General features: G+C 70.9%; 20 protein-coding genes and 1 pseudogene. 10 read left to right on the top strand and 11 right to left on the bottom strand.

Features of this window, described 5'->3' with window-relative positions; translation table 11 throughout:
* Positions 1-214: 214 nt before the first annotated feature.
* The 3 genes from PG878_RS15305 to PG878_RS15295 form a co-directional block, all read right to left on the bottom strand.
* The gene (locus PG878_RS15305; RefSeq protein ID WP_209030987.1) at positions 215-955 is read right to left on the bottom strand and encodes a phosphoadenylyl-sulfate reductase; all 741 of its coding nucleotides are present in this window, start codon (positions 953-955) and stop codon (positions 215-217) included.
* Positions 952-2676, bottom strand: a complete 1725-nt coding sequence (gene cysI, locus PG878_RS15300; RefSeq protein WP_209030988.1) for an assimilatory sulfite reductase (NADPH) hemoprotein subunit — start codon at positions 2674-2676, stop codon at positions 952-954. Before cysI ends, PG878_RS15305 begins: the two co-directional genes overlap by 4 nt.
* A gap of 118 nt (positions 2677-2794) precedes the next feature.
* Entirely contained in the window at positions 2795-4669 is a 1875-nt protein-coding gene (locus tag PG878_RS15295) for an assimilatory sulfite reductase (NADPH) flavoprotein subunit (protein WP_209030989.1), read from the bottom strand.
* 195 nt (positions 4670-4864) lie between these two features.
* On the opposite strand from PG878_RS15295, the gene cysD reads away from it, so the two are divergent.
* The 5 genes from cysD (at position 4865) to PG878_RS15270 (ending at position 15057) form a co-directional block, all read left to right on the top strand.
* A complete protein-coding gene (cysD, locus tag PG878_RS15290; protein WP_209030991.1) occupies positions 4865-5773 on the top strand; it encodes a sulfate adenylyltransferase subunit CysD in 909 nt (302 codons plus the stop codon).
* Positions 5773-7770: a sulfate adenylyltransferase subunit CysN gene (gene cysN, locus PG878_RS15285; protein ID WP_209030992.1), complete on the top strand. Its 1998-nt coding sequence runs from the start codon at positions 5773-5775 to the stop codon at positions 7768-7770. The genes cysD and cysN overlap by 1 nt, the downstream gene beginning before the upstream one ends.
* 225 nt (positions 7771-7995) lie before the next feature.
* On the top strand, positions 7996-10674 hold the full coding sequence (locus tag PG878_RS15280) for a M1 family metallopeptidase (protein ID WP_209030993.1): 2679 nt from the start codon (positions 7996-7998) through the stop codon (positions 10672-10674).
* A gap of 163 nt (positions 10675-10837) precedes the next feature.
* Complete coding sequence (locus PG878_RS15275; RefSeq protein WP_209030994.1) at positions 10838-11935, top strand: efflux RND transporter periplasmic adaptor subunit; 1098 nt, start codon at positions 10838-10840, stop codon at positions 11933-11935.
* The gene (locus PG878_RS15270; RefSeq protein ID WP_209030995.1) at positions 11932-15057 is read left to right on the top strand and encodes an efflux RND transporter permease subunit; all 3126 of its coding nucleotides are present in this window, start codon (positions 11932-11934) and stop codon (positions 15055-15057) included. Before PG878_RS15275 ends, PG878_RS15270 begins: the two co-directional genes overlap by 4 nt.
* Before the next feature lie 10 nt (positions 15058-15067).
* Here PG878_RS15270 and PG878_RS15265 read toward each other — a convergent pair whose 3' ends face one another.
* The gene (locus PG878_RS15265) at positions 15068-16189 is read right to left on the bottom strand and encodes a glycosyltransferase family 4 protein (protein ID WP_209030996.1); all 1122 of its coding nucleotides are present in this window, start codon (positions 16187-16189) and stop codon (positions 15068-15070) included.
* A complete protein-coding gene (locus PG878_RS15260) occupies positions 16186-16929 on the bottom strand; it encodes a polysaccharide deacetylase family protein (RefSeq protein ID WP_010341794.1) in 744 nt (247 codons plus the stop codon). Before PG878_RS15260 ends, PG878_RS15265 begins: the two co-directional genes overlap by 4 nt.
* A 166-nt stretch (positions 16930-17095) precedes the next feature.
* Here PG878_RS15260 and PG878_RS15255 point away from each other — a divergent pair, with 166 nt between their 5' ends.
* Complete coding sequence (locus PG878_RS15255; protein ID WP_244672576.1) at positions 17096-17656, top strand: GNAT family N-acetyltransferase; 561 nt, start codon at positions 17096-17098, stop codon at positions 17654-17656.
* 43 nt (positions 17657-17699) lie between these two features.
* Here PG878_RS15255 and PG878_RS15250 read toward each other — a convergent pair whose 3' ends face one another.
* A complete protein-coding gene (locus PG878_RS15250) occupies positions 17700-18761 on the bottom strand; it encodes a hypothetical protein (protein ID WP_209030999.1) in 1062 nt (353 codons plus the stop codon).
* 470 nt (positions 18762-19231) lie between these two features.
* Between PG878_RS15250 and PG878_RS15245 the strand changes: the two genes are divergently transcribed.
* The 3 genes and pseudogenes from PG878_RS15245 to PG878_RS15235 form a co-directional block, all read left to right on the top strand.
* Complete coding sequence (locus PG878_RS15245) at positions 19232-20074, top strand: TrmH family RNA methyltransferase (RefSeq protein ID WP_209031000.1); 843 nt, start codon at positions 19232-19234, stop codon at positions 20072-20074.
* Between the two features lie 198 nt (positions 20075-20272).
* Positions 20273-20362 carry a tryptorubin family RiPP precursor gene (locus PG878_RS15240; protein ID WP_017911958.1) on the top strand — a complete coding sequence of 30 codons (90 nt, stop codon included), beginning with the start codon at positions 20273-20275 and terminating at the stop codon, positions 20360-20362.
* A 328-nt stretch (positions 20363-20690) separates the two neighbouring features.
* A pseudogene (locus tag PG878_RS15235) lies at positions 20691-21296 on the top strand (cytochrome P450); the annotation flags it as partial.
* Positions 21297-21526: 230 nt separating this feature from the next.
* Here the strand turns inward: PG878_RS15235 and PG878_RS15230 are convergent.
* The 5 genes from PG878_RS15230 to PG878_RS15210 all read right to left on the bottom strand — a co-directional run bounded on the left by PG878_RS15230 (position 21527) and on the right by PG878_RS15210 (position 25794).
* On the bottom strand, positions 21527-22576 hold the full coding sequence (locus PG878_RS15230; RefSeq protein ID WP_425611751.1) for a LacI family DNA-binding transcriptional regulator: 1050 nt from the start codon (positions 22574-22576) through the stop codon (positions 21527-21529).
* A gap of 65 nt (positions 22577-22641) precedes the next feature.
* Positions 22642-24057 (bottom strand): M28 family peptidase, encoded by a 1416-nt coding sequence (locus PG878_RS15225; protein WP_209031005.1) that lies wholly within the window; start codon positions 24055-24057, stop codon positions 22642-22644.
* Between the two features lie 93 nt (positions 24058-24150).
* Positions 24151-24570, bottom strand: a complete 420-nt coding sequence (gene mscL, locus PG878_RS15220) for a large-conductance mechanosensitive channel protein MscL (RefSeq protein WP_019802352.1) — start codon at positions 24568-24570, stop codon at positions 24151-24153.
* Positions 24571-24694: 124 nt separating this feature from the next.
* Complete coding sequence (locus PG878_RS15215; protein WP_209031006.1) at positions 24695-25402, bottom strand: fumarylacetoacetate hydrolase family protein; 708 nt, start codon at positions 25400-25402, stop codon at positions 24695-24697.
* A gap of 119 nt (positions 25403-25521) precedes the next feature.
* Positions 25522-25794, bottom strand: a complete 273-nt coding sequence (locus PG878_RS15210) for a hypothetical protein (protein ID WP_017910413.1) — start codon at positions 25792-25794, stop codon at positions 25522-25524.
* 202 nt (positions 25795-25996) lie between these two features.
* On the opposite strand from PG878_RS15210, the gene PG878_RS15205 reads away from it, so the two are divergent.
* Positions 25997-26335, top strand: coding sequence for a Rieske (2Fe-2S) protein (locus PG878_RS15205; RefSeq protein WP_209031007.1), 339 nt, complete (start codon positions 25997-25999; stop codon positions 26333-26335).
* Positions 26336-26341 lie beyond the last annotated feature (6 nt).

The following is a 26341-nucleotide window of genomic DNA, read 5'->3' as shown; positions in this document are numbered from 1 at the left end:
CTGAAGTCCCTCCCACAAGGAGCGACTCGTGGTCAGGGCTTGCACAGGAGACACGGGGTTGCCCTTCTAGGAGCGGCTTCAGCCGCGATCGGGCGTTCCCACGAAACCCGGTCGCGGCTGAAGCCGCTCCTACGGAAACGACGCGGTGTGGTCGGTAACTCCCGTCGCGGTTGACGCCGCGCCTACAAAAAGCCCGAACGGGTGCTGGCGCGCCTCACAGATCCTCGTGGATCCCGCACTCGCGCTTGAGGCCGAAGAAGCGGGTGTCTTCCTCGCGCATGCCCGGTTCCCAGCGGCGGGTGGTGTGGAAATCGCCGATGGAGACGTAGCCCTGTTCCCACAGCGGGTGATAGGGCAGGTCGTGCTGCTGCATGTACTGCCACAGGTCGCGATCGCTCCAGTCGGCGATCGGGTTGATCTTGTAGCGCTCGCCGCGCTTCTGCACGAACGGGGTCTGCGCGCGGCTGTCGGACTGGCTGCGGCGCAGGCCGGTGAACCAGGTGCCCACCTTCAGTTCGTCCAGGGCGCGGCGCATCGGCTCGACCTTGCGCAGGTTGTTGTACTGCTCGATGCCGACCATGCCCTGTTCCCACAGGCGGCCGTGGCGCGCTTCCATCCAGGCGCGGCTGACCAGCGGGCGGTAGATCTTGAGATTGAGCTTGAGCCGCTCGGTGAGCGCATCGGCGAAGCGGTAGGTTTCCGCGAACAGGTAGCCGGTGTCGATCAGGATCACCGGGATGTCCGGGCGTTGCCGGGTCAGCAGGTGCAGGGTGGCCGCCGATTGCGCGCCGAAGCTGGACGACAGCGCCGCCTCGGCCGGTCCGTGCTGCAGCGCCCAGGCCACCCGCTCCGGCGCGGACAGCGTCGCCAGCAGCGCATTGGCGGCATCGAGATCCAGGGCTGGCACCGGTGCGTTGGCGGAGGCGGTTTGGGAGGCGGCGGGCAGAGCGCTCATGCGTGCAGTTCCGACGGAATCAGGTGACGGTGGGTGGGGTAGGCGGGCAAGGCGACCACGCCGGTGCGGTGCAGGAAGTCGCCGAAGCGCTCGTCCTCTTCCCGCTCGTTGGCATAGTGCGCGAACAGCGGCTCCAGCGCGGCGAGGATCTCCGGCTCGGCGATGTTCTCGCGGTACAGGGTGTTGAGGCGCTGGCCGCGGTGGTCGCCGCCGAGCATCAGGTTGTAGCGGCCGGGCGCCTTGCCGACCAGGGCGATCTCCGCTAGGTACGGCCGCGAGCAGCCGTTCGGGCAACCGGAGATGCGCAGCAGGATCGGCGCGTCCTCCAGGCCATGGCGGGCCAGCAACGGCTGCAGCTGCGCGGCGAAGGCCGGCAGGTAGCGCTCGGCCTCGGCCATCGCCAAGCCGCAGGTGGGCAGCGCCACGCAGGCCATGGCCGCGCGCGCCAGCGCGGTGGGCGCGCGGTTGCCAACGTCCAGCGCATGCGCGCGCACCAGGGCGTCGATCGCCTCGCGCTGCGCGGCGGGGACGCCGGCGATCACCAGGTTCTGGTTCGAGGTCATGCGGAAGTGCGCGCCGTCGCCGGTGTCGCGCAGCTGCGCGGCGATCGCGCGCAGGCCGCTGAGGTGCTGCGCGCCATCGGCGTGGTCGGCGATGCGTCCGGCCGGCAGCGACAGGGTCAGGTGCCAGCGGCCGTCCTCGCCGGCCTGCCAGCCCTCGCGGTCGCCGTTGTGCGCGAAGGCGAAGTCGCGCGTGGCCTGCAGGCGTACGCCGGCGCGGCGCTCGATCTCCGCCACCACCGTGTCCAGGCCGTGATCGTCGATGGTGTACTTGAAGCGTGCGCGCTTGCGCACCGTGCGGTTGCCCAGGTCGCGCTGGGTGGTCACCACCGCGGTGGCGACGTCGAGCAACTGCGCGCGGTCGATGAAGCCGACCACGTTGGCCACGCGCGGGTAGGTCTCGGCATCGCCATGGCTGGCGCCCATGCCGCCGCCGAGGCTGACGTTGTAGCCGGCCAGCGTGCCGTCGGCATCGAGCACACCGATGAAGCCCAGGTCGTTGGCGAACACGTCCACGTCGTTGATCGGCGGCAGCGCGAAGCCGATCTTGAACTTGCGCGGCAGGTAGGCGTTGCCGTAGATCGGCTCGTCCTCCTGGCCGCTGCCGGCGACCTGCTCTTCGTCCAGCCAGATCTCGTAGTAGGCGCGGGTGTTGGGCAGCAGGTGTTCGGACACCCGCGCGGCGTCGGCGTAGAGCGTGGCGTGCGCCTGCGAGGCCAGCGGATTGGCGGCGACCTGCACGTTGCGGTTGACGTCGCCGCAGGCGGCCAGGGTGTCGATCAGCGCAGCGTTGATCGCCTGCATGGTCGCCTTCAGCTCGCGCTTGATCACCCCGTGGAACTGGAACGCCTGGCGCGTGGTGATGCGCAGCGAGTGGTTGCCGTAGGTGGTGGCGATGGCGTCGAGCTTGAGCCACTGCGCCGGATCCACTACCCCGCCCGGGGTGCGCGTGCGGATCATGAACTGGTAGGCCGGCTCCAGCTTCTGCCGGCGCCGCTCCTCGCGCAGGTCGCGGTCGTCCTGCTGGTAGCTGCCGTGGTACTTGATCAGGGTCTGATCGTCCTCGCGCAGCGCCCCGGTGACCGGATCGGCCAGGCTCTGCAGCAGCGACCCGCGCAAGCGCTGGCTGTGGTGCTTGATGTCTTCGACGGAGTGGGACATTGGGGAGGGAATCGAGAATGGGGAATAGGGAATGGCAAGAGCGGGTGCGTCGGATTACGGAAAGCCTGTCGACGTGGGCTGTTCCCCATTCCCGATTCCCGTTTCCCGATTCCCGGCTTCAATACACATCACGCGCATACCGCCCCTCCCGCTGCAGTTGGCTGAGGTAGGCGGCGGCGTCTTCGGGGCTGTGGGCGCCGTGTTCGGCGACGAGGTCCAGCAGGGTCGCGTGCACGTCCTTGCCCATGGCGATGGCGCCGCACACGTACAGATGCGCGCCGTTCTGCAGCCAGTCGTAGACGGCGCGGCCGTGTTCGCGCAGGCGCTGCTGCACGTACACCTTGGATGGGGCGGCGGTGCCGCGCAGCGGCTGCACGTCGCGCGAGAACGCCAGGTCCAGCCGGTGCAGTTCGCCGCTGCGCAGCGCCTGCTGCCATTCGGCCTGGTAGAGGAAATCGCGGTTGAAGTGGCGGGCGCCGAAGAACAGCCAGTTGCGGCCGCTGGCGCCGCTTTCGGCGCGTTCCTGCACGAAGCCGCGGAACGGCGCCACACCCGTGCCGGGGCCGATCATCAGGATGTCGCGGCTGCCGTCGGCCGGCACCCGGAAGCGTTCGTTGGGCTCGATGTAGATCGGGGCGCTGTCGCCTTCGGCCAGGGCGGCCAGATAGCCGCTGGCGGCGCCGCCGTGGGCATGGCCGTGAGCGTCGTAGGCCAGCACGTCGACGGTGAGGTGGGCTTCGTCGCCGACCCGCTTGCGGCTGGAGGCGATCGAGTACAGGCGCGGGACCATCGGCCGCAGCGCCTGCAGCAGCGCGGCGTGGTCCCAATCCGCCGGCCAGCGACGCAGCACGTCGATCACCTGATGATCGGCGAGCAGCGCCGCCAGGCCGGCGGTCTGGGTGGGGGCGAGCAGCTCGGTCAGCGCGTTGGCGCCGGCGCGTTCGGCCACCGCGGCGAGCAACGGGCGCGAGGCCCGGGTCAGTTCGCGATGGCTGGCGAGCCACTCGTGCAGGGGCAGTGTCTGCCCATCGACAGTGACTGCGACGTCGCCGTCCAGGCGCGTCGCGGCCAGGACCGCCTCGACCAGCGCGGGCGGATTGCGATGGCGCACGCCGAGGGCGTCGCCGGGTTCGTAGTGCAGGCCGCTGCCGGCCAGCGACAGTTCCAGGTGGCGCACGTCCTTGTCGGCCTGGCCGTGCGCGGCGTAGCGCGGTCCCTTGAAGTCGCGGCCGCTGATCGGCTGGTTCGCCAGGACCTCGGCGGCGAACGGTTGCGTGCGGCTCCAGGTCGCGGCGGCGGCGCCGCGCAGCGGCGTCACCGTGGCCGACGGCGTCGCGGGCGTGCGGCCGAGGATGTCGCGCGCCTGCGCCAGCGCCTGCGCGCGCCACGGGGCGGCCACCGTCTCGATCTCCAGGTCGGCCTCGCCCAGCGGCAGCAGCCGCTGCGCGCCGAGTTCGGCCAGGCGCGCATCCAGGCGCCGGGCGATGCCGCAGAAATCGGCGTAGCTGGAATCGCCCAGGCCGAGCACGGCGTACTGCAGTTGCGGCAGCTTCGGCGCGCGCCGACCCTGCAGGAACTCGACGAAGCCGATCGCATCGTCCGGCGGGTCGCCCTCGCCCTGGGTGCTGATGACCACGTACAGCAGGCGTTCGTTGCCCAACTCGCGGGTGGGATAGGCGTCGGCGCGCAGCAGGCGTACCGCCAGTCCCGCCGCTTCGGCCTCGGCGGCCACCTGTTCGGCGGCGCGGCGTGCGTTGCCGGTCTGGCTGCCGTAGACGATGCTCAGCTGCGGCGCGGGCGAAGGCGCCGCGGCGGCGCCGGCGACCACGGCCAGCGCCGGGGTCGCCGGCCCCTGCGCCTGGGCCAGGCCGGCGGCATAGCCTGACAGCCACCACAGGCCGGCCGCGTCCAGGCCCTCCACGGTCCGCGCCAGCAGCGCCTTGCGCTCCTCGGGCAAGGGGCTGGGCGGCAACGCGGGCGAGGCGGCGGTCATGGCCGGTCCGGGGAGGAGGAAGGGATGACCGATGTTAGGGATTCGTTGCGCGCGACAGAAAGGAACAGGGGTTATCGGCTCATGCCCGTGGCTTATTTCTGCAGTTGGTAGACGCCGCGCACACTGCCGCCCCGATCGTCACGCCCGCTGTTACGCTTCGGGTCCGTCCCTCCACTGCCTGCCGCCGCCGTCTCGATGAGTGCGTTTTCCCTGTCCCACCTCGACCGCCTCGAGGCCGAGAGCATCCATATCCTGCGCGAGGTCGCTGCCGAGTTCCGCAACCCGGTGCTGCTGTATTCGGTCGGCAAGGACAGTTCGGTGCTGCTGCATCTGCTGCTCAAGGCGTTCGCGCCGGCGCCGCCGCCGATCCCGCTGCTGCACGTGGACACGCGCTGGAAGTTCCGCGAGATGATCGCCTTCCGCGACCGCCGCGCCGCCGAGACCGGCGTGGAACTGCGCGTGCACATCAATCCCGACGGCGTCGCCCAGGACGTCGGCCCGTTCAGTCACGGCGCCAGCGTGCACACCGACGTGATGAAGACCCAGGCGCTGAAGCAGGCGCTGGACCTGTGGAAGTTCGACGCCGCCATCGGCGGCGCGCGCCGCGACGAGGAGAAGGCGCGGGCCAAGGAGCGGGTGTTTTCGTTCCGCAACGCGCACCACCGCTGGGATCCCAAGCAGCAGCGTCCGGAGCTGTGGAATCTGTACAACCCGCGGATCCATCCCGGCGAGAGCGTGCGCGTGTTCCCGCTGTCCAACTGGACCGAGCTGGACATCTGGCTGTACATCTACCGCGAAGCGATTCCGGTGGTGCCGCTGTACTTCGCCGCCGAGCGTCCGGTGGTGGAGCGCGACGGCGCGCTGATCATGGTCGACGACGCGCGCCTGCCGCTGCGTCCCGGCGAAACCCCGCACCTGCGGCGCGTGCGCTTCCGCACCCTCGGCTGCTACCCGCTGACCGGCGCGATCGAGTCGCAGGCCGACACCCTGGAGAAGATCATCGCCGAGATGCTGCAGGCCACCACCTCCGAACGCCAGGGCCGGATCATCGACCAGGATCCGGGCGCCTCGATGGAGCAGAAGAAGGTGGAGGGCTATTTCTGATGAGCAGGGAGTCGGGAATCGGGAATCGGGAATCGCAAGTGCAAAAGCAAGAAGCATCGCCGCCATCTGACGCGTCGCAGGAGACCGCTGTTTCCATTCCCCATTCCCCATTCCCTATTCCCGTAGGAGGCGACGCAGTCGCCGCCTACCTGCAGCAACACGAACACAAGCCGCTGCTGCGCTTCATCACCTGCGGCAGTGTCGACGACGGCAAGAGCACGCTGATCGGGCGCTTGCTGTACGACAGCAAGCGGCTGTTCGACGACCAGCTGGCCGCGCTCGGCGCCGACAGCAAGCGCCACGGCACCCGCGGTGGGGCGATCGACTATGCGTTGCTGCTGGACGGCCTGGCCGCCGAGCGCGAGCAGGGCATCACCATCGACGTGGCCTACCGCTATTTCGATACCGACCGGCGCAAGTTCATCGTCGCCGACTGCCCCGGGCATGCGCAGTACACCCGCAACATGGCCACCGGCGCGTCCACCGCCGACGTGGCGGTGGTGCTGGTCGACGCCGCCAAGGGCGTACTGACCCAGACCCGCCGGCACAGCTACATCGTCGCCCTGCTGGGCATCCGCCACGTGGTGCTGGCGGTCAACAAGATGGACCTGGTCGGCTTCGCACAGGAGACCTTCGAGACCATCGCCGCCGAGTACGGTGCGCTCGCCGCGCAACTGGGCATCGCCGACGTGCAGTGCATCCCGCTGTCGGCGCTGGAAGGCGACAACCTGTCGCAGCGCTCGGCGCGCATGCCCTGGTATGCCGGCCCGGCGCTGCTCGAACATCTGGAAGGCGTGCAGCTGGACGCGCGCACCGCCGACAGCGGCCTGCGTTTGCCGGTGCAGTGGGTCAACCGCCCGCATGCGCAGTTCCGCGGCTTCGCCGGCACCGTGGCGGCCGGCGCGGTGCAGCCCGGCGATGCGGTGGTGGTGCTGCCGTCGGCGCGGCGCGCGCAGGTGGCGCAGGTGCTGGTCGGTGCCGAGCCGGTGCCGCGTGCGGTGGCCGGGCAGGCGGTGACCCTGACCCTGACCGAGGAGATCGACGTCAGCCGCGGCGACGTGATCGCCGCCGCCGGCGATCCGCCGGAGGTGGCCGACCAGTTCGCCGCGCACCTGCTGTGGATGGACGATGCCGCGCTGCTGCCCGGCCGTCCGTACTGGCTGAAGATCGGCGCGCGCACCGTGGCCGCCAGCGTCACCGAGATCAAGCACCGCATCGACGTCAACACGCAGGAGCGCTTGGCGGCCAAGCGGCTGGAGCTCAACGAGGTCGGCTACTGCAACGTGGCGCTGGACCAGCCGATCGCCTTCGCCCCGTACGCGCAGGACCGCACGCTCGGCGGCTTCATCCTGATCGACCGCCACAGCAACGCCACCGTCGCCGCCGGCACCCTGGATTTCGCACTGCGCCGCGCTGGCAACGTGCACTGGCAACACCTGGACGTGGACAGGGCCGCGCGCGCGCGGATCAAGGGCCAGACGCCGAAGGTGCTGTGGTTCACCGGCCTGTCCGGCGCCGGCAAGTCGACCATCGCCAACCTGGTCGACAAGCGCCTGCATGCGCTGGGCTACCACACCTTCATCCTCGACGGCGACAACGTGCGCCACGGGCTCAATCGCGACCTGGGCTTCACCGACGAGGACCGCGTGGAGAACATCCGCCGCGTCGCCGAAGTAGCCAGGCTGATGACCGATGCCGGCCTGATCGTGCTGGTCAGCTTCATCTCGCCGTTCCGCGCCGAGCGGCAACTGGCGCGCGAGCGCTTCGGCGAGGGCGAGTTCCTCGAAGTGTTCGTCGACGTGCCGCTGCCGGTGGCCGAGGCGCGCGACGTCAAGGGCCTGTATGCCAAGGCGCGCGCCGGCCTGATTCCCAACTTCACCGGCATCGATTCGCCGTACGAGGCGCCGGAGCGGCCGGAACTGCACCTGCACGCCGACGGCGACAACGTCGAGGCGCTGGCCGCGCAGGTGCTGGCGGCGCTGGGGCTGCAGGACTGAGGCAGGAGCGGGGTAGCCGCCGTCGGTCGCGTCCGGCGTCGCCGCACACCTGCCGTAGGAGCGGCTTCAGCCGCGACCGGGCCTTATTGGGAACGCCCGGTCGCGGCTGAAGCCGCTCCTACGAGAAGTTCTCCTGCCGCGCGAGGGCAGGCTGGCCGTCATCACGTGACAGCCGCCGCCGCGCATGCTTAAGTCGTCGCCCTCCTCATCGGCGAAGGCCCCTCCATGCCAGCTCTGTCCCGTCGCGTGCTGTTCTCCGTCCTCGCGCTGTGCTGCGGCGCGGCCTGTGCGCAGGCGCCCGACGCGGTGCCGAGCGGGCGCCTGCCGGCGTGGGCGGTGCCCGAGCACTACGCGCTGGACCTGAAGATCGATCCGCAGCGCACCAGCTTCGACGGCACCGCCACCGTCCGCGTGCGCCTGGAGCGTGCGTCCGATCATCTTTGGCTGCACGGCAAGGAGTTGCGCGTAAGCAAGGCCACGCTGCGCACCGCCGATGGTGCCTCGTTCCCGGTGCGCTACACCCAGGCCGACGCGCAGGCCGGCGTGGCCCGCATCGCCTTCGGGCGCACGCTGCAGCCGCAGGAGCTGACCCTGACCATCGCCTACAGCGCGCCGTTCAACCAGCAGTTGCAGGGCCTCTACCAGGTCAAGGCGCAGGGGCATGCCTATGCCTTGACGCAGATGGAGCCGATCAGTGCGCGCTACGCCTTCCCCGGCTTCGACGAGCCGGCGCTGAAGACGCCGTTCGCGCTGCGCCTGACCGTGCCCGAGGGCGAGCAGGCGCTGGCCAATACCCGCGCCGAATCCACCGAGCCGGCCGGCAAGGGCTGGAAGACGGTGCGCTTCGCCGAGACCGTGCCGCTGCCGACCTACCTGGTGGCCTACGCGGTCGGGCCGTGGGACGTGGTCGACGGGCCGGCGCTGCCGGCCACGCCGCAGCGCCCGCAGGCCATTCCGCTGCGCGGCGTGGCCGCACGGGGGCAGGGGCCGCGCATCCAGCGCGCGCTGCAGCAGACCCCGGAGATCATCGCCGCGCTGGAGGACTACTACGACTTCGGCTATCCGTTCGATAAGCTGGACCTGGTGGCCGCGCCGGACTTCTCCGCCGGCGCGATGGAGAACCCCGGCTTCGTCACCTTCCGCGACTGGCTGTTGCTGCTGGACGAGGATTCGCCGCGGCACAACGTCGAGGGCTCGTTCAACGTCACCGCGCACGAGTTGGCGCACCAGTGGACCGGCGACACGGTGACCATGGCCTGGTGGGACGACCTGTGGCTCAACGAGGCCTTCGCCACCTGGATGCAGCAGAAGATCACCATGCGCCTGCGTCCGCAGTACCGCGCCGACCTGGACCGCATCAGCGCCGCGCGGGACGCGATGGACAACGACAGCCTGGTCAGCGCGCGCAAGATCCGCCAGCCGATCACCGGCAACGGCGACATCGAGACCGCCTTCGACAGCATCACCTACCGCAAGGGCGCCGCGGTGCTGGGCATGTTCGAGCAGTTCGTCGGCGAGGACACCTTCCGCAGCGGCATGCGCGCCTACATCCGCGCGCACCGCTTCGGCAACGCCACCGCCGACGACCTGGTCGATGCGATCGCCGCCGCGGCCGGCAAGAATGAGGAGTTCAAGGCCGCGTTCCGCAGCTTCCTCGACCAGCCGGGCGTGCCCTATCTGCAAGCGCAGCTGCAGCCCGAGGCTGGCGGCGCGGTGCTGCAACTGCACCAGCAACGCTTCCTGCCGCTGGGCTCGCGCGGCAGCGCCGCGCAGACCTGGGGCGTGCCGGTGTGCGTCAAGTACGGCACGCCCCAGGGCGTGCGCCGTGCCTGCCAGATGCTGTCTTCCCGCGACGGGCGCCTCGCGCTCCCCGGCGCCGATGCGAACAGTTGGGTGATGCCCAATGCCGGCGGCACCGGCTACTACCGCTTCGCCCTGCCCAAGCCGCAACTGGCTTCGCTCGGCCGTCAACTCGATGCGCTCGACGATGCCGAGAAGCTGGCCTATGCCGACGCCATCGACAGCGCGTTCCGCACCGGCGATGCCGACACCGCCGATGTGATCGCGGCCATGCGGCAGCTGGCGCCGGCCAAGGCCGCGGCCGTGGCTACCGCGTTGAACGACCGCATCGGCTGGATCTGGCGGGTGCTGGCGCGCGACGAGGCGCAACGAGATGCGCTGCGCTTGGCGACCGACGCCGCGTTCGGCGCGCGCCTGCAGGCGTTGGGCTACCAGCGCCGCAGCGGCGACAGCGACGACGACGTGGCGCTGCGCTCCAACCTGGCCGAGCTGCTCGGGGTGACCATGGGCGTGCCGGCGGTGCGGCAGGCGCTGCTGGCCCAGGGCGATGCGGTGCTGGCCGGCAAGGGCGGCGCGCTGGACTTCGCCGCCGCCAACCCGGATCTGCTCGATGCCGCGCTGACCGTCGCGGTGCAGGAGCGCGGGGCGCCGGCGGTGGACGCGTTGATCGCCGCGCTGCGCGGTCACGGCGAACCGGCCCAGCGCAACGCGATGATCGCCGCGCTGGGCGCCGTGCGCGATCCGCAGCAGTTGCAGAAGGTGCGCGATTTCGCGCTGACCGATGCGATCAAGGTCGGCGAGATGAAGAGCCTGCTGATGGGCGCGCATGCCGAGCCGGCCACGCATGCCTCGATGTGGCCCTGGTACACCGCCAACTTCGATCGCATCGTGGCGCGTTCCGGGTCCTTCGACGGCGGTCGCCTGCCGGCGCTGGCCGCCAGCGGTGGCTGCGACGCCGCCGAAGCGGACCGGCTGGAGACGTTCTTCGCGCCGCGCCTGAAGGCGCTCAGCGGCGCCGACCGCGGCCTGGCGCAGACGGCCGAAACGATTCGCCTGTGCAGTGCGTTGCGCGAGCGGCAGCAGCGCGCCGTCGCGCCGCGCTGAGCGGGCCGAACGGGCGCGGCCCAGGCCGCGCCACGCGTGCGCTGCGTCTCATCGCGCAGCGCCTCCCTGGGTCGGCAAGGGTCGTCGGTCATGCCCGAACTGTCTCAACGCCGGTCATGCCGGGCCGTTAGACTGGGCCGAACTGCACGCGTCCGGGATTTCCATGCCGCACCGACCATGCGCCGGCGTCCGCCTGGTGTACCTCCTGTTGTCGTCGATCGCGCTTGGCGGGTGCGGCAAGCCCGCGGCGCCGGCCAAGGCCAATGCCGCGGTTCCGGTGACGCTGCAGACGGTGCAACTGCGCGACTGGAACGACAGCCTGTCCTCGCTGGGCACGGTCAAGGCGCGCGAGTCGGTGACGCTGACCGCCAAGGTCAGCGAGATCGTGGAGCGCGTGCATTTCGAGAGCGGCCAGGAAGTGGCGGCCGGTGCGCCGCTGGTGACGCTGCGCGGACAGGGCCAGCAGGCGGCGCTGCGCGAGGCCGAGGCCACCTACACCGAGGCCGAGCAACTGTACCGGCGGCAGAGCGAGCTGGTCGGCCGGCAACTGGTGTCGCGCGCGCAACTGGACACGCAGCGCGCCCTGCGCGACGCCGCGCAGGCACGTGTGCTGCAGATGCGCGCGGAGATCGGCGACCGCAGCGTGCGCGCGCCGTTCGCCGGCGTGCTCGGTCTGCGCCAGGTCAGCCCCGGCGCGCTGCTGACGCCGGACGCGACCATCGCCACGCTCGACGACGTGGCCCAGGTCTACGTGGATTTCCAGGTGCCCGAGGCGGCGCTCTCCACGGTGAAGCCCGGCGACGTGGTCGGCGGCCGCAGCGTGGCCTATCCGGGGCGCGCCTTCGACGGCAAGGTCGCCACGGTGGATGCGCGCGTGGACAGCGCCACCCGTGCGGTCACCGTGCGCGCCGCGTTCGACAACGCCGACCGCGCGTTGCGCCCGGGCATGTTGATGGACGTGCGCCTGTACCGGCCCGCGCGGCAGGCGCTGGTGATCCCGGAGATCGCGGTGGTGCAGGTGGGACGCGATGCCTTCGTGTACCGGGTCGGTGCCGATGCCACCGTGGCCCGCGCCGACGTGCGCACCGGCGCACGCCGCGACGGCCTGGTCGAGATCGTCGACGGCTTGCAGCCGGGCCAGCGCATCGTGGTCGAGGGCACCGGCAAGCTGCGCCCGGGCGTGGCGGTGGTCGATGCCGCCGCCGGCGTCGACGGCGGTGGCGCGCGCAGCGGCAGCGCCGCGGCGGACCTGGCGCGATGAAGCTGTCCGATGTCTCCATCACCCGGCCGGTGTTCGCCGCGGTGATGAGCCTGCTGCTGGTGGTGTTGGGGGTGATGGCGTACAGCCGGCTGACCCTGCGCGAGCTGCCGGCGATCGATCCGCCGATCGTGTCGGTGGATGTGCGCTACCCGGGCGCCTCGGCGGCGGTGGTGGAAAGCCGCATCACCCAGGTGCTGGAAGACGCCCTGGCCGGCATCGAAGGCATCGAGACGATCCAGGCGCGCAGTTCCAACGGCGTGGCCGACATCAGCCTGGAGTTCCGCGCCACCCGCGACATCGAGGCCGCCGCCAACGACGTGCGCGACGCGGTCAGCCGCGTGCTCGACCGCCTGCCCGACGAGGCCGACGCGCCGGAGATCGCCAAGGTCGAGTCCGATGCCGACGCCATCCTGTGGCTCAACATGAGCTCCAGCACGATGGACGCGCTGCAACTGTCCGACTACGCCGAACGCTACGTGGTGGACCGCCTGTCCAGCATCGACGGCGTGGCGCAGGTGATGCTGGGCGGGCGGCAGCGCTACGCGATGCGCATCTGGCTGGACCGCGACCAGTTGGCCGCGCGCGCGCTCACCGTGGCCGACGTCGAGAACGCGCTGGCCCGCGAGAACGTGGAACTGCCGGCCGGCCGCCTGGAATCGGCCGACCGCGACTTCACCCTGCGCGTGGAGCGCAACTACCGCACTCCCGCGGACTTCGCCACCATTCCGCTGGGCAAGGGCGGCGACGGCTACGTGGTGCGGCTGGGCGACGTGGCCAAGGTGGAACTGGCCTCGGCCGAGCGCCGCGCCTATTTCCGCAGCAACGGCGTGCCCAACGTCGGCCTGGGCATCGTCAAGACCTCCACCGCCAACAGCCTGGACGTGGCCCGCGCCGCGCGCGCGGCCGCGCAGCAGATCCAGCAGACCCTGCCCAAGGGCACGCAGATCTTCGTCGCCTTCGATTCCACCGTGTTCATCGATGCCTCGGTGGAGCGCGTCTACCACACCCTGATCGAGGCGGTGGTGCTGGTGCTGGTGGTGATCTGGCTGTTCCTGGGCAGTGTGCGCGCGGCGCTGATTCCGGCGGTGACGGTGCCGGTGTGCCTAGTGGCCGCGTTCATCGCGCTATATGCGTTCGGCTTCTCGATCAACCTGCTGACCCTGCTCGCGTTGGTGCTGTGCATCGGCCTGGTGGTGGACGATGCGATCGTGGTGGTGGAGAACATCCAGCGCCGCGTCGATCTGGGCGAACCGGCGCTGGTGGCGGCGCGGCGCGGCACCGCGCAGGTCGCCTTCGCGGTCATCGCCACCACCGCGGTGCTGGTGGCGGTGTTCCTGCCGGTCGGCTTCCTCGAAGGCAACACCGGGCGCCTGTTCCGCGAACTGGCGGTGGCGCTGGCCGCGGCGGTGGCGATCTCCGCCTTCGTCGCGCTGACCCTGACCCCGATGATGTCGTCCAAGCTGCTCAAGGCGCACGCGCGCGAGCAACCCAACCGCGTGCATGGCTGGGTCGAGGCGCGGCTGCAGGGGCTGAGCGCGCGCTACCGGCGCGTGCTCGAGCGCCACGTCGGCCGCGCCTGGCTGTTCGGCGCGCTGATGCTGGCGGCGCTGGCGGCCAGCGCGTTGCTGGCGCGGGTGATTCCGTCCGAACTGGCACCGGCCGAGGACCGCGGCTCGTTCCAGGTGATGATCGATGCGCCGGAAGGCGCCGGCTTCGACTACACCGTGGGGCAGATGCACCAGGTGGAGGCGATCCTCGACCGCCACCGCGGCGACGGCCAGCCGATCGCGCGCGCCAATCCGCGCGTGCCAGGCAGTTTCGGCGCCAGCGAGGAGATGCACACCGGCCGGGTCAGCGTGTTCCTGCGCGACTGGAGCGAGCGCGACGTGGCCACCGCCGACGTCGCCGCCCAGTTGCAGGACGAGCTGCGCGCGCTGCCTGGCGTGCGGGCGCGCACCCAGGTCGGCGGCGGCCTGGTCAACAGCCGCGGGCAGCCGTTCCAGATCGTGCTCGGCGGCCCCGACTACGCCGAGATCGCGCAATGGCGCGACCGCCTGCTCGCGCGCATCGCCGACAACCCCGGCCTGGTCGGCGCCGATTCGGACTACAAGGAAACCCGGCCGCAGATGCGCGTGGAGATCGACCGCCAGCGGGCCGCCGACCTCGGCGTGCCGGTGACCGAGATCGGCCGTGCGCTGGAGACGCTGATGGGCGCGCGCCAGGTCACCACCTTCGTCGACAACGGCGAGGAATACGACGTGATGCTGCAGGCCAGCCGCGACGGCCGCGCCAACCCCGACGACCTGGCGGCGATCCGGGTGCGCGCCGACAACGGCCAGCTGATCCCGCTGTCGAACCTGGTGACCCTGCGCGAAGTCGCCGAGCCGGGCAACCTGCATCGCTTCAATCGACTGCGTGCGATCACCATCAATGCCGGCCTGGCCCCGGGCTATCCGCTCGGCGAGGCGATCGCCTGGGCGCAGCAGGTGGCGCGCGAGGAGCTGCCCGACTACGCGCAGCTCGACTGGAAGGGCGAATCGCGCGAGTACCAGAAGGCCGGCGGCGCGGTGCTGCTGACCTTCGCCCTGGCGCTGCTGATCGTGTACCTGGTGCTGGCAGCGCAGTTCGAGAGCTTCATCCACCCGCTGGTGATCATGCTGACCGTGCCGCTGGGCGTGCTCGGCGCGCTGATCGGCCTGGCGATCAGCGGCGGCACCCTCAACCTGTTCAGCCAGATCGGCATCGTCATGCTGGTCGGGCTGGCGGCCAAGAACGGCATCCTGATCGTCGAGTTCGCCAACCAGTTGCGCGATGCCGGGCGTAGCGTGCGCGACGCGATTGTGGAAGCGGCGGCGGTGCGCCTGCGGCCGATCCTGATGACCTCGCTGGCCACCGTGGTCGGCGCGATTCCGCTGGTGGTCGCCGGCGGCCCTGGGTCGGCCAGCCGCGCCACCATCGGCATCGTGGTGATCTTCGGCGTGTCGGTGTCCACGTTGCTGTCGCTGTTCGTGGTGCCGGCGTTCTATGCGCTGCTGGCGCCGTACACGCGCTCGCCGGATGCGGTGCAGCAGCGCCTGCAGCAACTGGAGGCGCAGACGCCGTCGGTCGGCGGCCACGCCTGAGCGAGGTCGCTCAGGCCGGATCGGCCCGCGACGAGGCCAGCGGCCGCGGCGCGCAGCGCGGCTGCTGCAGCAGGTGCACGAACTGCGCGGCGATCACCGCACCGCCGAAATGGCGCTGCACGAAGTCGCGCCCGGCCTGGCCCATGCGCTGGCGCCGTTCGCTGTCGCACAGGCGCAGGATCGCATCGCGCCAGCCATCGACGTCGCCGGGCGTGAGCAGTTCGCCGCTGACGCCGGGATCCAATGTCTCGGCGGTGCCGCCGACGTGGCTGGCCAGCACCGGCACGCCGCTGGCCTGCGCCTCCACCGAGACCCGGCCGAAGGTTTCCGGCGCCAGCGACGGAAACGCCAGCATCGACATCGCGTTGTAGTACGGCGTGGTGTCGTTGACCCAGCCGACGAAACGGTGGCGCTCGCCATGCGGTTGCGCCGCGGCCTGCGCCTGCAGCTGCGCCGCGTCCGGGCCGTCGCCCAGCCACAGGCAGTGCAGCCGCGGTTCCTGCGCCATCGCCGCGCCTGCCGCTTCCAGCAACGGGAAAATGCCCTTGCCGGCATGCATGCGCCCGCTGTAGCCGAGCACGATCGCATCCTCGGGCAAGCCCTGCGCGGCGCGGATGGCACGGCCACGTTCCGGATCCGGGCGCAGCCGCTCCATGGTCACCGGGTTGTACAGCACCTGCACCAACGCCTCGGGCACGCCGCGCTCCAGGTAGGCCTGCCGGGCGTAGTGCGACACCGCGAAGAAGCGCGCCGCCAGCCGGGGGATCGCATAGCCGGACAGCGCGCTCATCGCCGGGGTGCGGTGGCGGAACAGCGCCACGCGGATGCCCAGTGCGCGTCCGGCCAGCAGCAGCGGCCAGTACTCCTTGCCGAAGTTGCCGACCAGCCAGTCCGGCCGGCTGCGCCGCGCCACGCGCAGCAACGGCCCGTAGCCGTCCGGGTCCAGCACGTTGCGGAAGTGCCCGACATGTACGGTGATGCCGCTGCGGCGCAACTCGTCGGCGATCAGGCCGCCTTCGCAGGCGATGACCTCGACCTGGTGGCCGACGCCGGCCAGCGCCTGCGCCAGCGCCACGAAATGGGTGGCCGCGCCGGTGTTTTCGGGATTGGTGCCGACGAACAGGAATTTCATCCGCGCCGGTCCTCGTAGGCGGTGAAGGCGCGCAGCGCGAACTGCGGCAGCAAGTGGTGGCGCGCGACTTGGATGCGCGGGTAGCGCATCGGGTCCGAGCCGGCCGGGGCGCGGCCGCGGCGCGTGCTGGTGGCGGCGGTATAGCCGGCCTCGCGCACCACGTCGGCGACGCGGTCGTCGACATCGCCGTAGGGGTAGCAGAACTGCGGCACCGCCTCGCCGAGCAGGTCCTCCAGTTCGCGCTTGCAGCCGCCGATCTCCTCGCGCAGGGCCGCATCGCTGCAGCCGGTCAGGTGCGGGTGCGAGCGGGTGTGCGCGCCGATCTCCATGCCGCCGGCGCGCCACTGGCGCAGCTCGGCCAGGTTCATCAGCGGCTTCTCGATGCCCAGCTTCTGCGCATCCCACACGTTGTGGCGGCCGATGCAGCCGCTGACCATGTACACCGTGGCGGTGAAGCCCAGCCGCTGCAGCACCGGCAGCGCCGCGTGCAGGTTGTCCAGGTAGCCGTCGTCCAGGGTGACCACCGCGACCTTGCCCTGGCGCTCGCCGCGCAGGTAGGGCATGGCGTCGGACATGGACACGCCGCGGTAGCCCAGCCGCTGCAGCAGGCGCATCTGCCTGGCGAAGCGGCCCGGGCTGACGTACAGGCTGCGGTACACCTGCAGATGCCGCGGCGCCTCGGCCACGTTGTGGTACATGAAGATCGGAATGCGGGCCGTGGCGGCGGTGTCGGAGGGCATCGGGAACGGCTCTTGGGACGGAAGGGCGAGGTGCGGCGCGGGAGTCTAGCGGCGCTGGCTTTCGCTGGTCTGTCGGGGAAAACCCTCAGCCGTAGACGATTGCGCGCCCCGGCGGACGGCGCGGCCGGCCGCTATGCTGGGCGTCCCGTTGCCGCAGGAGCCGCCGATGTCCGCCGCCGCCGACCCTTGGTCAGAGCCGGATGTGCAGTGGCACGGCCTCGCGCTGCGTCGCTGGCGCGCCAGCGATCTGGACGCGTTGCTGCGCCATGCCGACGATGCCCAGGTGGCGCGCGGGCTGAGCCGGCGCTTTCCGCACCCCTACACGCGGGCCGACGGCGAGGCCTTTCTGGGCGGGCGGGTGATCGACCTGAACGATCCGCTGCATCCGGTGCTGGCGATCGAGATCGGCGGCGAGGCCTGCGGCGGCATCGGCCTGCATGCGGCGGCGCAGCCGGCGCCCGGCCTGGCCGAGCTGGGCTACTGGCTCGGCAGTGCGTACTGGGGCCAGGGAAGGATGACCCGCATCGTCGCCGCGTACCTGGACTGGGCGGTGCCGGCGTTAGGCCTGCAGCGGATCGAGGCGCTGGTGCTGCCGGACAATCACGGCTCGGCGCGGGTGCTGCAGAAGAATGGGTTCAGCGAGATCGGCACGCGCCGCGAGCTGTCGCTGCGCGATGGACAGCCGCGCGATCTGCGGCTGTTCGCACGGACCTGGCCGGCGGCCTGAGCCGCGCGTCGCCGCTGGGCCGCGACGCGCGGGCGGCACGACGTCAGTAGGAAATGGTCGCCGAGGTCGCGGTGGTGTCCACCGCATAGTCGCATTGCACGTCCAGGCCGGAGCTGTCGCTGTACGACACCCACGCCGGCGACGCGACCTGCTGCATGCGGTAGTCGTACACGCCGATCGCGTCGAAGGTGATGCGACGGTCGGGCGGATACTGGTCGCAACTGTCCACCGCATACACTTCCAGCGCACCGCCCACCACCAAGTGCGTGCGGGAATTGATGTCGTAGGTGGTGCTGAGCCGCACGCTCTGGCCGGTGGTGACGTTGCGCGTATCGACGTTCCAGTTCGCGCAGGGGCTGCCGTTGTTGCAGGTGGCATACGTGTCGCCCACGATCCGGTCGCCGGCCTTGGCCGGGATGAAATCGCTGTACCACACCATGCCGTCCTGGCAGCAGTTCCAACTGCTCAGATCCCAGGTATTGCTGTCGCCGCGGTAGCCCAGCACCGGTTGCAGGATGGTCGGGTCGTCGCTCTGCATGCCGGGGAAGAAATACACCGTCTGGTGCGCCACGTTGGTCGGGTTCTGCGGCACCGTCCAGCTGGCCACGATGCGGCCCATCTTGTTGCCGGTCACGTCGATGGCCGACTGCACCCAGTCGTGGGTGATCGGCGGCGGCACCGTGCGGCGCGCGCTGGACGCTGCCAGCGCGGCGTTGCCGCGGATCTGCTGACCATCGAGGCTGCGTCCGTCGGGTCGTACCCGGATGCCGCTGGGCGTGAAGTTGTCCTGGGTGCAGGCCTGCGCCTGTTCGCGCACGCCGTTGGCGCGCTGCAGGCCGCCGTCGCCGAGGACGCGCTCGTTGCGATGCACCTGGCGCACGCAGGCCGGCGCGAAGTAGCCGAAGGGCGTCTGGATGTAGTCGTCGGGGACGTCGGCCGGTTTGTGCGCGGCGCGCAGGGCGCCGGCCCGGGCCAGGCGCGCATCGGGTGTGGCGGTCTGCGCCAGCGTGCTGGCGCTGAGGCCGAACAGCGCCAGCATCAGCAGCAATGCGCTGCAGGCACGGTGGCGCGCGGTCCAGGAAGAAGTGCGGAAGTCGGAGTGCATGGGAGTTCGCCTTGTCGTGAGAATGCGGAATGCGTTCTCGGGAGGCCATCCGGCGCAGCGGCGCGGCGCGTTGTGGCGCCGACGGTCGCGGCGTGCCTCCCGTCTGCGAAGCGAGTGGGAGGGAACGTGGCTGTTTTCGATAGAGGCCTGCGTGGTGGCCGAAGGAGCGGCGACGATGGACCCAACGTGCAGCGCACGCTTGTCGGATTTCCGCATGTTTCGCCGCGAATCCTGCATGGTGCGGGCGAGGGTGAACTGCTTCTCGGTCGTCGCCGCGATCTGGTTTGCGCTTCGTGTCGCGCGATGTAGACAAGTGCCGGCGCCGCGCTGGACCACACTGGGGCAGCCGGCGGCGCGCGGATGAGCGAAAATGTCCGCAGCCCGCCGTTCCCAACGCGCGGCCCGCGCTTTTTTCAGGAGATTGCCATGCGTCATGCCCTTCGTTCCCGCTGCGCCACGGGCGTGCGCCGATGACCTCGCCGTGGGGCAACCGCCCGCGCGGTGGCAATCCCCCCTCTCCCCCCGGGAGAGGGGCCGGGGGTGAGGGTGCGGCGGCCGCAGCGCCCCGCAACGAACTGCGCCTGTACGGCCTCAACGCAGTGCGCGCAGTGTATGCACGGCGGCCGGAGGCGATCCGCAAGCTGTACCTGAGCGAGGCGCGGATCCCGGCGCTGCAGCCGCTGCTGAAGTGGTGCGTGGCCAACCGGGTCGGCTACCGCGTGGTGGACGAGGCCGACCTGCACAAGCTCGCCGCCAGCAGCCACCACGAAGGCGTGGTCGCCGACGTGCTGCGCGTCGCGCCGCTGGCCCTGGCCGACTGGTTGCAGACGCTGGCGTCGGGTCCGGTGGTGGCGCTGTGGCTGGACGGCGTGGGCAATCCGCACAACTTCGGCGCGATCCTGCGCTCGGCGGCGCATTTCGGCGTGGGCGCGATCCTGTTGCCGGAGCAGGCCGCACTGGCCCTGTCCGGCGCCGCCGCGCGCGTGGCCGAGGGCGGCGCCGAGGCGGTGCCGCTGGTGCGGTTGCCGCCGTCGGCGCAGGCAGTGGCGCAGTTGCGTGGCGCGGGCTTCGCCCTGGCGGCGACCTTGGTGGCCGGCGGCGACGATCTGTTCGCCAGCGCCTTGCCGCAACGCCTGGTCTACGTGATGGGCGCCGAGAGCGACGGCATGGACCGCGACTTCGCCCAGGCCTGCGATCTGCGCCTGTCGATCCCGGGCAGCGGCGCGGTGGAAAGCCTCAATGTCGCCGCCGCCACCGCGGTGTTGCTGGGCACCTGGCGCAGCCGGCATCCGCACCAGCACGCTGCGCGCTGAACCCGACGGTGGGCATCAGCGGTCGGCTGCATTTGGCTACGAAATAGTGTGCGCATCTGCCGGTTTCGGGTTTGCGGGGCGCGTGTCCGCGGCGTAGCGTGCAAGCGCGCCTCGTCGATGCGATCGCGCCCCGCGCGATGCGTGCCAGCGAGACCGCGCAGTCCCCCTCCCGAAAGGGCCATCGTCACTCCTGCGGAGATGTCGCTCATGAAGCTGCTGTTCTCCATCAAGCACCTGCTGTCGTCGAAGAAGCCGCTGAAGTCGTACGCCTGGTACATCTGGTACTGAGCGCCCTGTGCGTTGCCGCGCGCTGTCGCGTGCGGCCGGTGCCCGGCGGCGACGCTGCGCCGGGCGCCGTTCCTTCAGGAGACTCGCGATGTCCGCCACCCTGGTCGATCGCCACGCGCGCGCCACGGTCTTCGCGCCGCGTCTGCAGGAGTTGCTGCGCACGCATGTGGGGCAGGAGGCGTTCCGCCTGGATGCCGACACGGTCGGCGTCGCCGGTGCCGCGCTGACCGACCGCCTGCTCGCGGCCCGGCCCGCGACCGAACACGAACGGCCGACCTTCAAACCGCTGCACGGCCGCTCGATCGCGCGCAGCGAAGCGGCCAGGCTGATGCAGGCGATCGGCCGCGACGTGCGCGAGGCGCTGAAGCGCCCGGTCCCCGCGACGCTCGACCTGTCCGGCCCCTGGCCGCATGTCGGCCATGTCTATCTGCGCGATCTGCTGCTCGGCGGCGATCCCTGGCGGCTGCGCCTGCTGATGGACCGCACCCTGGAACTGACGCCGCGCCTGACCTGGGCGGTGATCGCCGTCGGCGCGCTCGCACCGCTGGCGCCAGGCGCGGACGCCTCGGCACTGGCCATGCTGCTGTCCGCAGCCGGCAACTACCGCGAACGCCGCGACGCCATGGGGCTGTACCGGCGCACCGCCGCGCCGGTGTGCTTCACCATTTCCACGCTGGTCGCCAACGCGCTGTGGCTGGGGTCGCCGTTCGACCCGCATGTCTGCAACCGCAACATCCTCTACGAAACCCTGCGCCTGCTGCCGCCGTCCTGGAACATCCTGCGCAACGCCTCGCCCGAGTACGGCGCGCTGGATCCGCGCATCGGCGTCGGCGACGACGTGCTGGTGCTGCCCCTGCTCAGCCATCGCGATCCGGCGCTGTGGGAGGACCCGGAGGCGTTCCGGCCCGAGCGCTGGGACGGCCTGGACCCGGATGCCTTGCCGGGCTACCTGCCGTTCGGCCATGCCGCCGAGCGCTGCTGGGGACGGCACATGGTGATGCCGCTGGCGGAACGGTTGCTGGACCTGCTGCGCAACCAGGGGTTGGTCGCCGACCCGCGGCAACGCCGCGCCGAGGTGCCGTTGACCGGCCTGCTGGGCGTCGCCCAGGTCGACGTGGTCCGGCACGCGCGCGCCTGAGCGCGCCGCACGCGCCGCCGTGGCGATCAGCCCGCTGCAGGCGGCGCGGTGGACGCGCGGGTGACCAGGGTGTAGTCCAGCACCTGGTGGGTGCCGCGGCTGGGCAGGCCGTCGCGGCGCTGGCGGATCTCGCCGAGCAGCAGCGTCACCGCCGCCCCGCCCATCGCCGTGACCGGCTGGTGGATGGTGGTCAGCTCCGGCCAGATCGTCGTTGCCACCGGGGTGTCGTCGAAGCCGGCGATCGACAGATCCTCGGGTACGCGCAGGCGCAGCCCGTGGGCGATCGCCAGCGCCGCGGCGGCCATGTCGTCGTTGCTGCACAGGATCGCGCTGGGGCGCGGCGCGACCTGCAGCAGCGCGGTGGCCGCGAGCAGGCCGGAGCGGTAGGTGAACAGGCCTTCGGCCACGCGCTCCGGCGCCACCGTCAGCCCGGCCCGCGCCATGGTGTCGAAGAATCCGCGGCTGCGCAGCGCGCTGGGCGTGTGGCCGGGATCGCCGCTGACGAAGCCGATGTCGCGGTGGCCCAAATCGAGCAGGTGCTGGGTGAGCGCGCATGCGGCCGCGTAGTCGTCGATGCGCACCGAGCTGACCCCGGGCAGCGGCGCGCCGGTGGCCACCGCCACCAGCGGGATGCCGCGCGCCTCCAGTTCGGCGATGGTCTGCCGCGCATCGCACAGTGGCGGCGGCAGGATCAGGCCATCGGCGCCGGCCTCGAGCAGGCGTTCGGTGGCGGCGCGCTGGCTGTCGCTGTCCTCGCTCTTCTCCACCAGTACCTGGCAGCCTTCCAGGCTGCTGCGTTCGAGCACGCCGAGCATGAACTGGTTGAGGTAGGCCGCGCTGGGGTTGCTGTACAGCACGCCGATGCGGGCCAGTCCTGCAGTGCGCAGCGAGCGGCCGGCGAGGTTGGGGCGGTAACCGAGCGCCTGGATCGACGCCTCGACGCGCTCGCGCATGGTCGCGCTCACGCGCGGGTGGCGGTTGATCACGCGCGAAGCAGTCATCGGCGACACGCCCGCATGGCGGGCCACATCCAGCAACGTCACCGCTGAGCCCGCGCGACGTTGCCGTATGCCCATCAAAGGTCCTGGCGCAGCTGCGGAAGGGAAGCCCCTGCGCGCGTCCTGCGCAGGTCCGATGCACTTTACTCCCTGGGCGGTTCCACTGTCTTGGCCTGGCTGCCGAACCCGCCGTCGGCCTGCGCCGCCAGGTACGCGAACACCGCATAGGCGGCCACGTTCTGCGCCAGCGCCTTCGGGTCGATCTTGTCCAGGGTGTCGTCGGCGGTGTGATGCAGATCGAAGTAATCGCTGCCGTCCTGCGCCAGCCAGGCCCAGGCGCCGCCCTTGGCCGCCAGCGGGCCGACATCCGGGCCGGGGCCGCCGGCGTCCGGCGCATAGGCGATGCCGAGCGGCGCCAGCGCCTCGGCGATCTGCCGGGTCGCCTCGCGCGAGCCGGCGGCGTCGCCGGAGCCGGTGTTGAAGGCGTAGATGCGGCCGGCGCCGAAGTCGCTCTCGGCGGCGATCTGGTGCCGCGCCACGTCCGTGGCATGCGCCTGCGCATAGGCCTTGCCGCCGTACAGGCCCTGCTCCTCGTTGGCGAAGGCGACCACGCGGATGCTGCGCTTGGGCGCCTGCTTGAGCTGGCCGATCAGGTGCCCGGCGGCCATGCTGATCGCCACGCCGGCACCGTCGTCGATCGCGCCGGTGCCCAGGTCCCACGAATCCAGGTGCCCGCCGATCAACACGACCTCGTTCGGCAACGTGCGCCCGGTGATCTGCCCGATCACGTTGTAGGAGGTGGCGGTACCGTCCCAGCCGCAGTCCAGCGCCAGGCGCAGGCGCACCGGGCCGCGCGCGAGCAGGCGCGCCAGCTGGTTGGCGTCGGGCACCGACAGCGCCGCCGCCGGCACCGGCGTCAGGCCGTCGTCGAAGAGGGTGATGCCGGTATGCGGCACGCGGTGCGAATCGGTGCCGGCCGAGCGCATCACGAAACCGATGGCGCCCTTGCGGATCGCTTCGGACGGCCCCTTGCTGCGCACCGCGCCGCCATTGCCGTAGTCCTTGCCGTCGCGCGTGCGCAGCATCTGGTAGTCGACGAAGGCGATCTTGCCGCGCAGCGCATCGGCCGGCGCCGCCTGCAACGCGGCCAGGTCGGCGAAGCGCACCACCTCGGCCTCGACCGTGCCGCCGGGGCTGCCGCCCAGCGCGGTGACGGTCAGCGGTTGCGCGTGTGCGCCGAGCACCTGCGCGTGCTCGCTGCGCCGCTCCCACTTCGGGAACGTCACCGGCTCGGTCCACACCTTGTCGAAGCCCAGCGCCTTGAACTTGGCGGTGGCCCAGGCCACCGCGCGCGCATCGGCCTCGCTGCCGGCCATGCGCGGGCCGATCTCGGTGGTCAGCGATTCGACCACCTTCCAGCCGGTGTCGTCGGCCAGCGCGCGTTCGCGCAGGGTCGCTGCATCGCGCAGGGCCGCCTCTGGAATGCGCGTGGCCTCGGCCGCGTTGGCGGTGAAGGACAGGCTCAGGACGGCAGCGATGACGACGGCAAGACGGCGCATGGAGAACTCCGCGAACACAGGAACGGGGAGCTTAACAGTGCCTCGCCGCCGTGCACGCGGCCTCCACGGCGGAGGCCGCGTGCACGGTCGCGCTTACTCCGCGCGCGGCTCGTGCTTGAGCGAATCGCGGATCTCGCGCAGCAGCAGCACTTCCTCGGTCGGGGCCTTCGGCGCCGGCGGCTCCTTGCGCGCGATGCGGTTGATCGCCTTGACCAGCATGAAGATGGCGAAGGCCACGATCACGAACTGGATGATGGTGTTGAGGAAATCGCCGATGCCGATCACCACCGCCGGCACCGGCTTGCCCGCGGCATCCACCGTGGCCGCCTTCAGCGTCCACGCCCAGCGCGAGAAATCCACGCCGCCGACGAGCAACCCGATCGGCGGCATGATGATCTTCTCCACCAGCGCGGTGACGATCTTGCCGAACGCGGCGCCGAGCACCACGCCGACCGCCAGGTCCAGCACGTTGCCGCGCATGGCGAATTCCTTGAATTCGCGGATCATGCTCATCGGAACTCCTCTCTTGTCAGTGCGGGCCTGTCGCCGCGGCGCTAGCCTAGCGCAGCGGTTGTGGTCGTCGGGTCACAGACCTGCGTCCGCCGCGCGACTGCGCGCGTGTCCCCGGCCGACGAACTCAGCCGACGATGCGCCCGTGCCGCTCGGCCACGTTCTCCAGGCGCGCGCTGAAGCGGTCGCCCGGACGCAGCGCGGCCACGCCGGCGGGTGTGCCCATGAACACCAGGTCGCCGGCGCGCAACGCGAACAGCTTGGACAGCTCGTGCAGGATCTCCGGTACGTTCCAGATCATCTGCTCCAGCAGCGACTGCTGGCGCACTTCGCCGTTGACCTCCAGCGACAGGTTCAGCGCCTCCAGCGCACCGACCTCGCCGGCCGGGATCAGCTCGCTGATCGGCGCGGACGCGTCGAAGCCCTTGGCGATGTCCCACGGCAGGCCCTTGGCCTTGGCCGCGGCCTGCAGGTCGCGACGGGTCAGGTCCAGGCCTACGCCGTAGGCCAGGATCAGCGCCTCGGCACCTTCCACCGGCAGCACGCCGGCCGGCGCGTCCTGGCCCAGCGCCACCACCAGTTCCACCTCGTGGTGCAGGTCCTGGGTCGCGGACGGGTAGGGGATGGCCTCGTCGCCGATCACCAGCGCATCGGCCGGTTTCATGAAGAAGGTCGGCTGGCCGCGCTCGGCCTTGGAGGCCGGCGCACTGGCGCCCATCTCGCGCGCGTGGTCGGCGAAGTTGCGACCCACGCAATAGATGCGATGCACCGGAAACAGACCCTGCCCACGCACGGGAACGCGAGGAGCCTCGGCAGCAGCGAACAGGTTTTTCATGAGCGTGCATCCAACGAGAAGGGGATGCAGCAGTCTACCGCGATGGGTTCAACCCAATTCCAACAGACAGGCGGATGCCGCTTTCACGAATCCCCAATCCCGATTCCCCACTCCCGGCTTTAGAGCGGCAAGGCCGGCTTGCGCACCACCCGGTATTCGCCATCGACGACATGACGGCGCGCGGTGGCCGGACGCTTGCCGCGCTGGCTCAGCAGCTTCATGGCGATGCCGCCCAGGATCATCGCCGCGCCCACGAACACGCTGACGAACACCAGCCCGGCCAGGATCGCCAGGCCGAGCAGGCCCACGGCCAGCTTCACCAGCGGATGGCGCGGCTTGCGCGGCGCGAAGACGTGCCGGAATTGGTCGAAATTGAAGAGGCGAGCGCGCATGGCAGAACTCTGTTTCAGTTTGAACCGAAGGCGCGCAGTATCGGCGCTGTTTTGTGTGACGGAGTGAAAACTTCGTTAAGCGAAAAATTAACACTTTGCGTTCAACCGCTTGCATGTCCTCGCGGAGTGAAGCCGCGCGCCGGCGCGGCCACGCGCGTCCGTGCCAGAATTGCGGCCCCAACGCTGTGCGTGTCCGTAAGCCATGACCGAATCTTCCACCGTGCTGGCGTCGCTGCACGCCCTCGTTTCCGGCGAACTGGCCGAGGCCGAGGCACTGATCGGCGGCGAAGCCGAGTCGCTGCTGCTGTACCGCGAGGGCGACACCGTGCGCGCGTGGTTGAACGTGTGCCCGCATGCCGGGCGCCGCCTGGACTGGGCGCCGGGCCAGTTCCTGAAGAGCCGCGAGGGCCACGTGGTATGCGCCGCGCATGGCGCCGCGTTCGAACTGCAGGGCGGCCTGTGCGTGTCCGGCCCATGCCGCGGCCAGAGCCTGCATGCGGTGCCGGTGGAGGTGCGGGCAGGGCAGGTGGTGCTGGTCTAGCGCGCA

The sequence above is a fragment of the Xanthomonas hawaiiensis genome (assembly GCF_031834635.1).
Classification (GTDB): domain Bacteria; phylum Pseudomonadota; class Gammaproteobacteria; order Xanthomonadales; family Xanthomonadaceae; genus Xanthomonas_A; species Xanthomonas_A sacchari.
The sequence above is the reverse complement of the archived record's forward strand: the minus strand, read 5'-3'. Positions and strand labels throughout refer to the sequence as shown.

What these genes read in the sequence shown, in the direction of transcription:
- PG878_RS15275 (WP_209030994.1), top strand. Translation starts at nt 10,838, where the DNA reads ATGCCGCACCGACCATGCGCCGGCGTCCGCCTGGTGTACCTCCTGTTG.
- cysI (WP_209030988.1), bottom strand. Translation starts at nt 2,676, where the DNA reads ATGTCCCACTCCGTCGAAGACATCAAGCACCACAGCCAGCGCTTGCGC.
- PG878_RS15305 (WP_209030987.1), bottom strand. Translation starts at nt 955, where the DNA reads ATGAGCGCTCTGCCCGCCGCCTCCCAAACCGCCTCCGCCAACGCACCG.
- PG878_RS15205 (WP_209031007.1), top strand. Translation starts at nt 25,997, where the DNA reads ATGACCGAATCTTCCACCGTGCTGGCGTCGCTGCACGCCCTCGTTTCC.
- PG878_RS15270 (WP_209030995.1), top strand. Translation starts at nt 11,932, where the DNA reads ATGAAGCTGTCCGATGTCTCCATCACCCGGCCGGTGTTCGCCGCGGTG.
- PG878_RS15225 (WP_209031005.1), bottom strand. Translation starts at nt 24,057, where the DNA reads ATGCGCCGTCTTGCCGTCGTCATCGCTGCCGTCCTGAGCCTGTCCTTC.
- cysN (WP_209030992.1), top strand. Translation starts at nt 5,773, where the DNA reads ATGAGCAGGGAGTCGGGAATCGGGAATCGGGAATCGCAAGTGCAAAAG.
- PG878_RS15250 (WP_209030999.1), bottom strand. Translation starts at nt 18,761, where the DNA reads ATGCACTCCGACTTCCGCACTTCTTCCTGGACCGCGCGCCACCGTGCC.
- PG878_RS15295 (WP_209030989.1), bottom strand. Translation starts at nt 4,669, where the DNA reads ATGACCGCCGCCTCGCCCGCGTTGCCGCCCAGCCCCTTGCCCGAGGAG.
- cysD (WP_209030991.1), top strand. Translation starts at nt 4,865, where the DNA reads ATGAGTGCGTTTTCCCTGTCCCACCTCGACCGCCTCGAGGCCGAGAGC.
- mscL (WP_019802352.1), bottom strand. Translation starts at nt 24,570, where the DNA reads ATGAGCATGATCCGCGAATTCAAGGAATTCGCCATGCGCGGCAACGTG.
- PG878_RS15210 (WP_017910413.1), bottom strand. Translation starts at nt 25,794, where the DNA reads ATGCGCGCTCGCCTCTTCAATTTCGACCAATTCCGGCACGTCTTCGCG.
- PG878_RS15245 (WP_209031000.1), top strand. Translation starts at nt 19,232, where the DNA reads ATGACCTCGCCGTGGGGCAACCGCCCGCGCGGTGGCAATCCCCCCTCT.
- PG878_RS15215 (WP_209031006.1), bottom strand. Translation starts at nt 25,402, where the DNA reads ATGAAAAACCTGTTCGCTGCTGCCGAGGCTCCTCGCGTTCCCGTGCGT.
- PG878_RS15260 (WP_010341794.1), bottom strand. Translation starts at nt 16,929, where the DNA reads ATGCCCTCCGACACCGCCGCCACGGCCCGCATTCCGATCTTCATGTAC.
- PG878_RS15255 (WP_244672576.1), top strand. Translation starts at nt 17,096, where the DNA reads ATGTCCGCCGCCGCCGACCCTTGGTCAGAGCCGGATGTGCAGTGGCAC.
- PG878_RS15265 (WP_209030996.1), bottom strand. Translation starts at nt 16,189, where the DNA reads ATGAAATTCCTGTTCGTCGGCACCAATCCCGAAAACACCGGCGCGGCC.
- PG878_RS15230 (WP_425611751.1), bottom strand. Translation starts at nt 22,576, where the DNA reads ATGGGCATACGGCAACGTCGCGCGGGCTCAGCGGTGACGTTGCTGGAT.
- PG878_RS15240 (WP_017911958.1), top strand. Translation starts at nt 20,273, where the DNA reads ATGTCGCTCATGAAGCTGCTGTTCTCCATCAAGCACCTGCTGTCGTCG.
- PG878_RS15280 (WP_209030993.1), top strand. Translation starts at nt 7,996, where the DNA reads ATGCCAGCTCTGTCCCGTCGCGTGCTGTTCTCCGTCCTCGCGCTGTGC.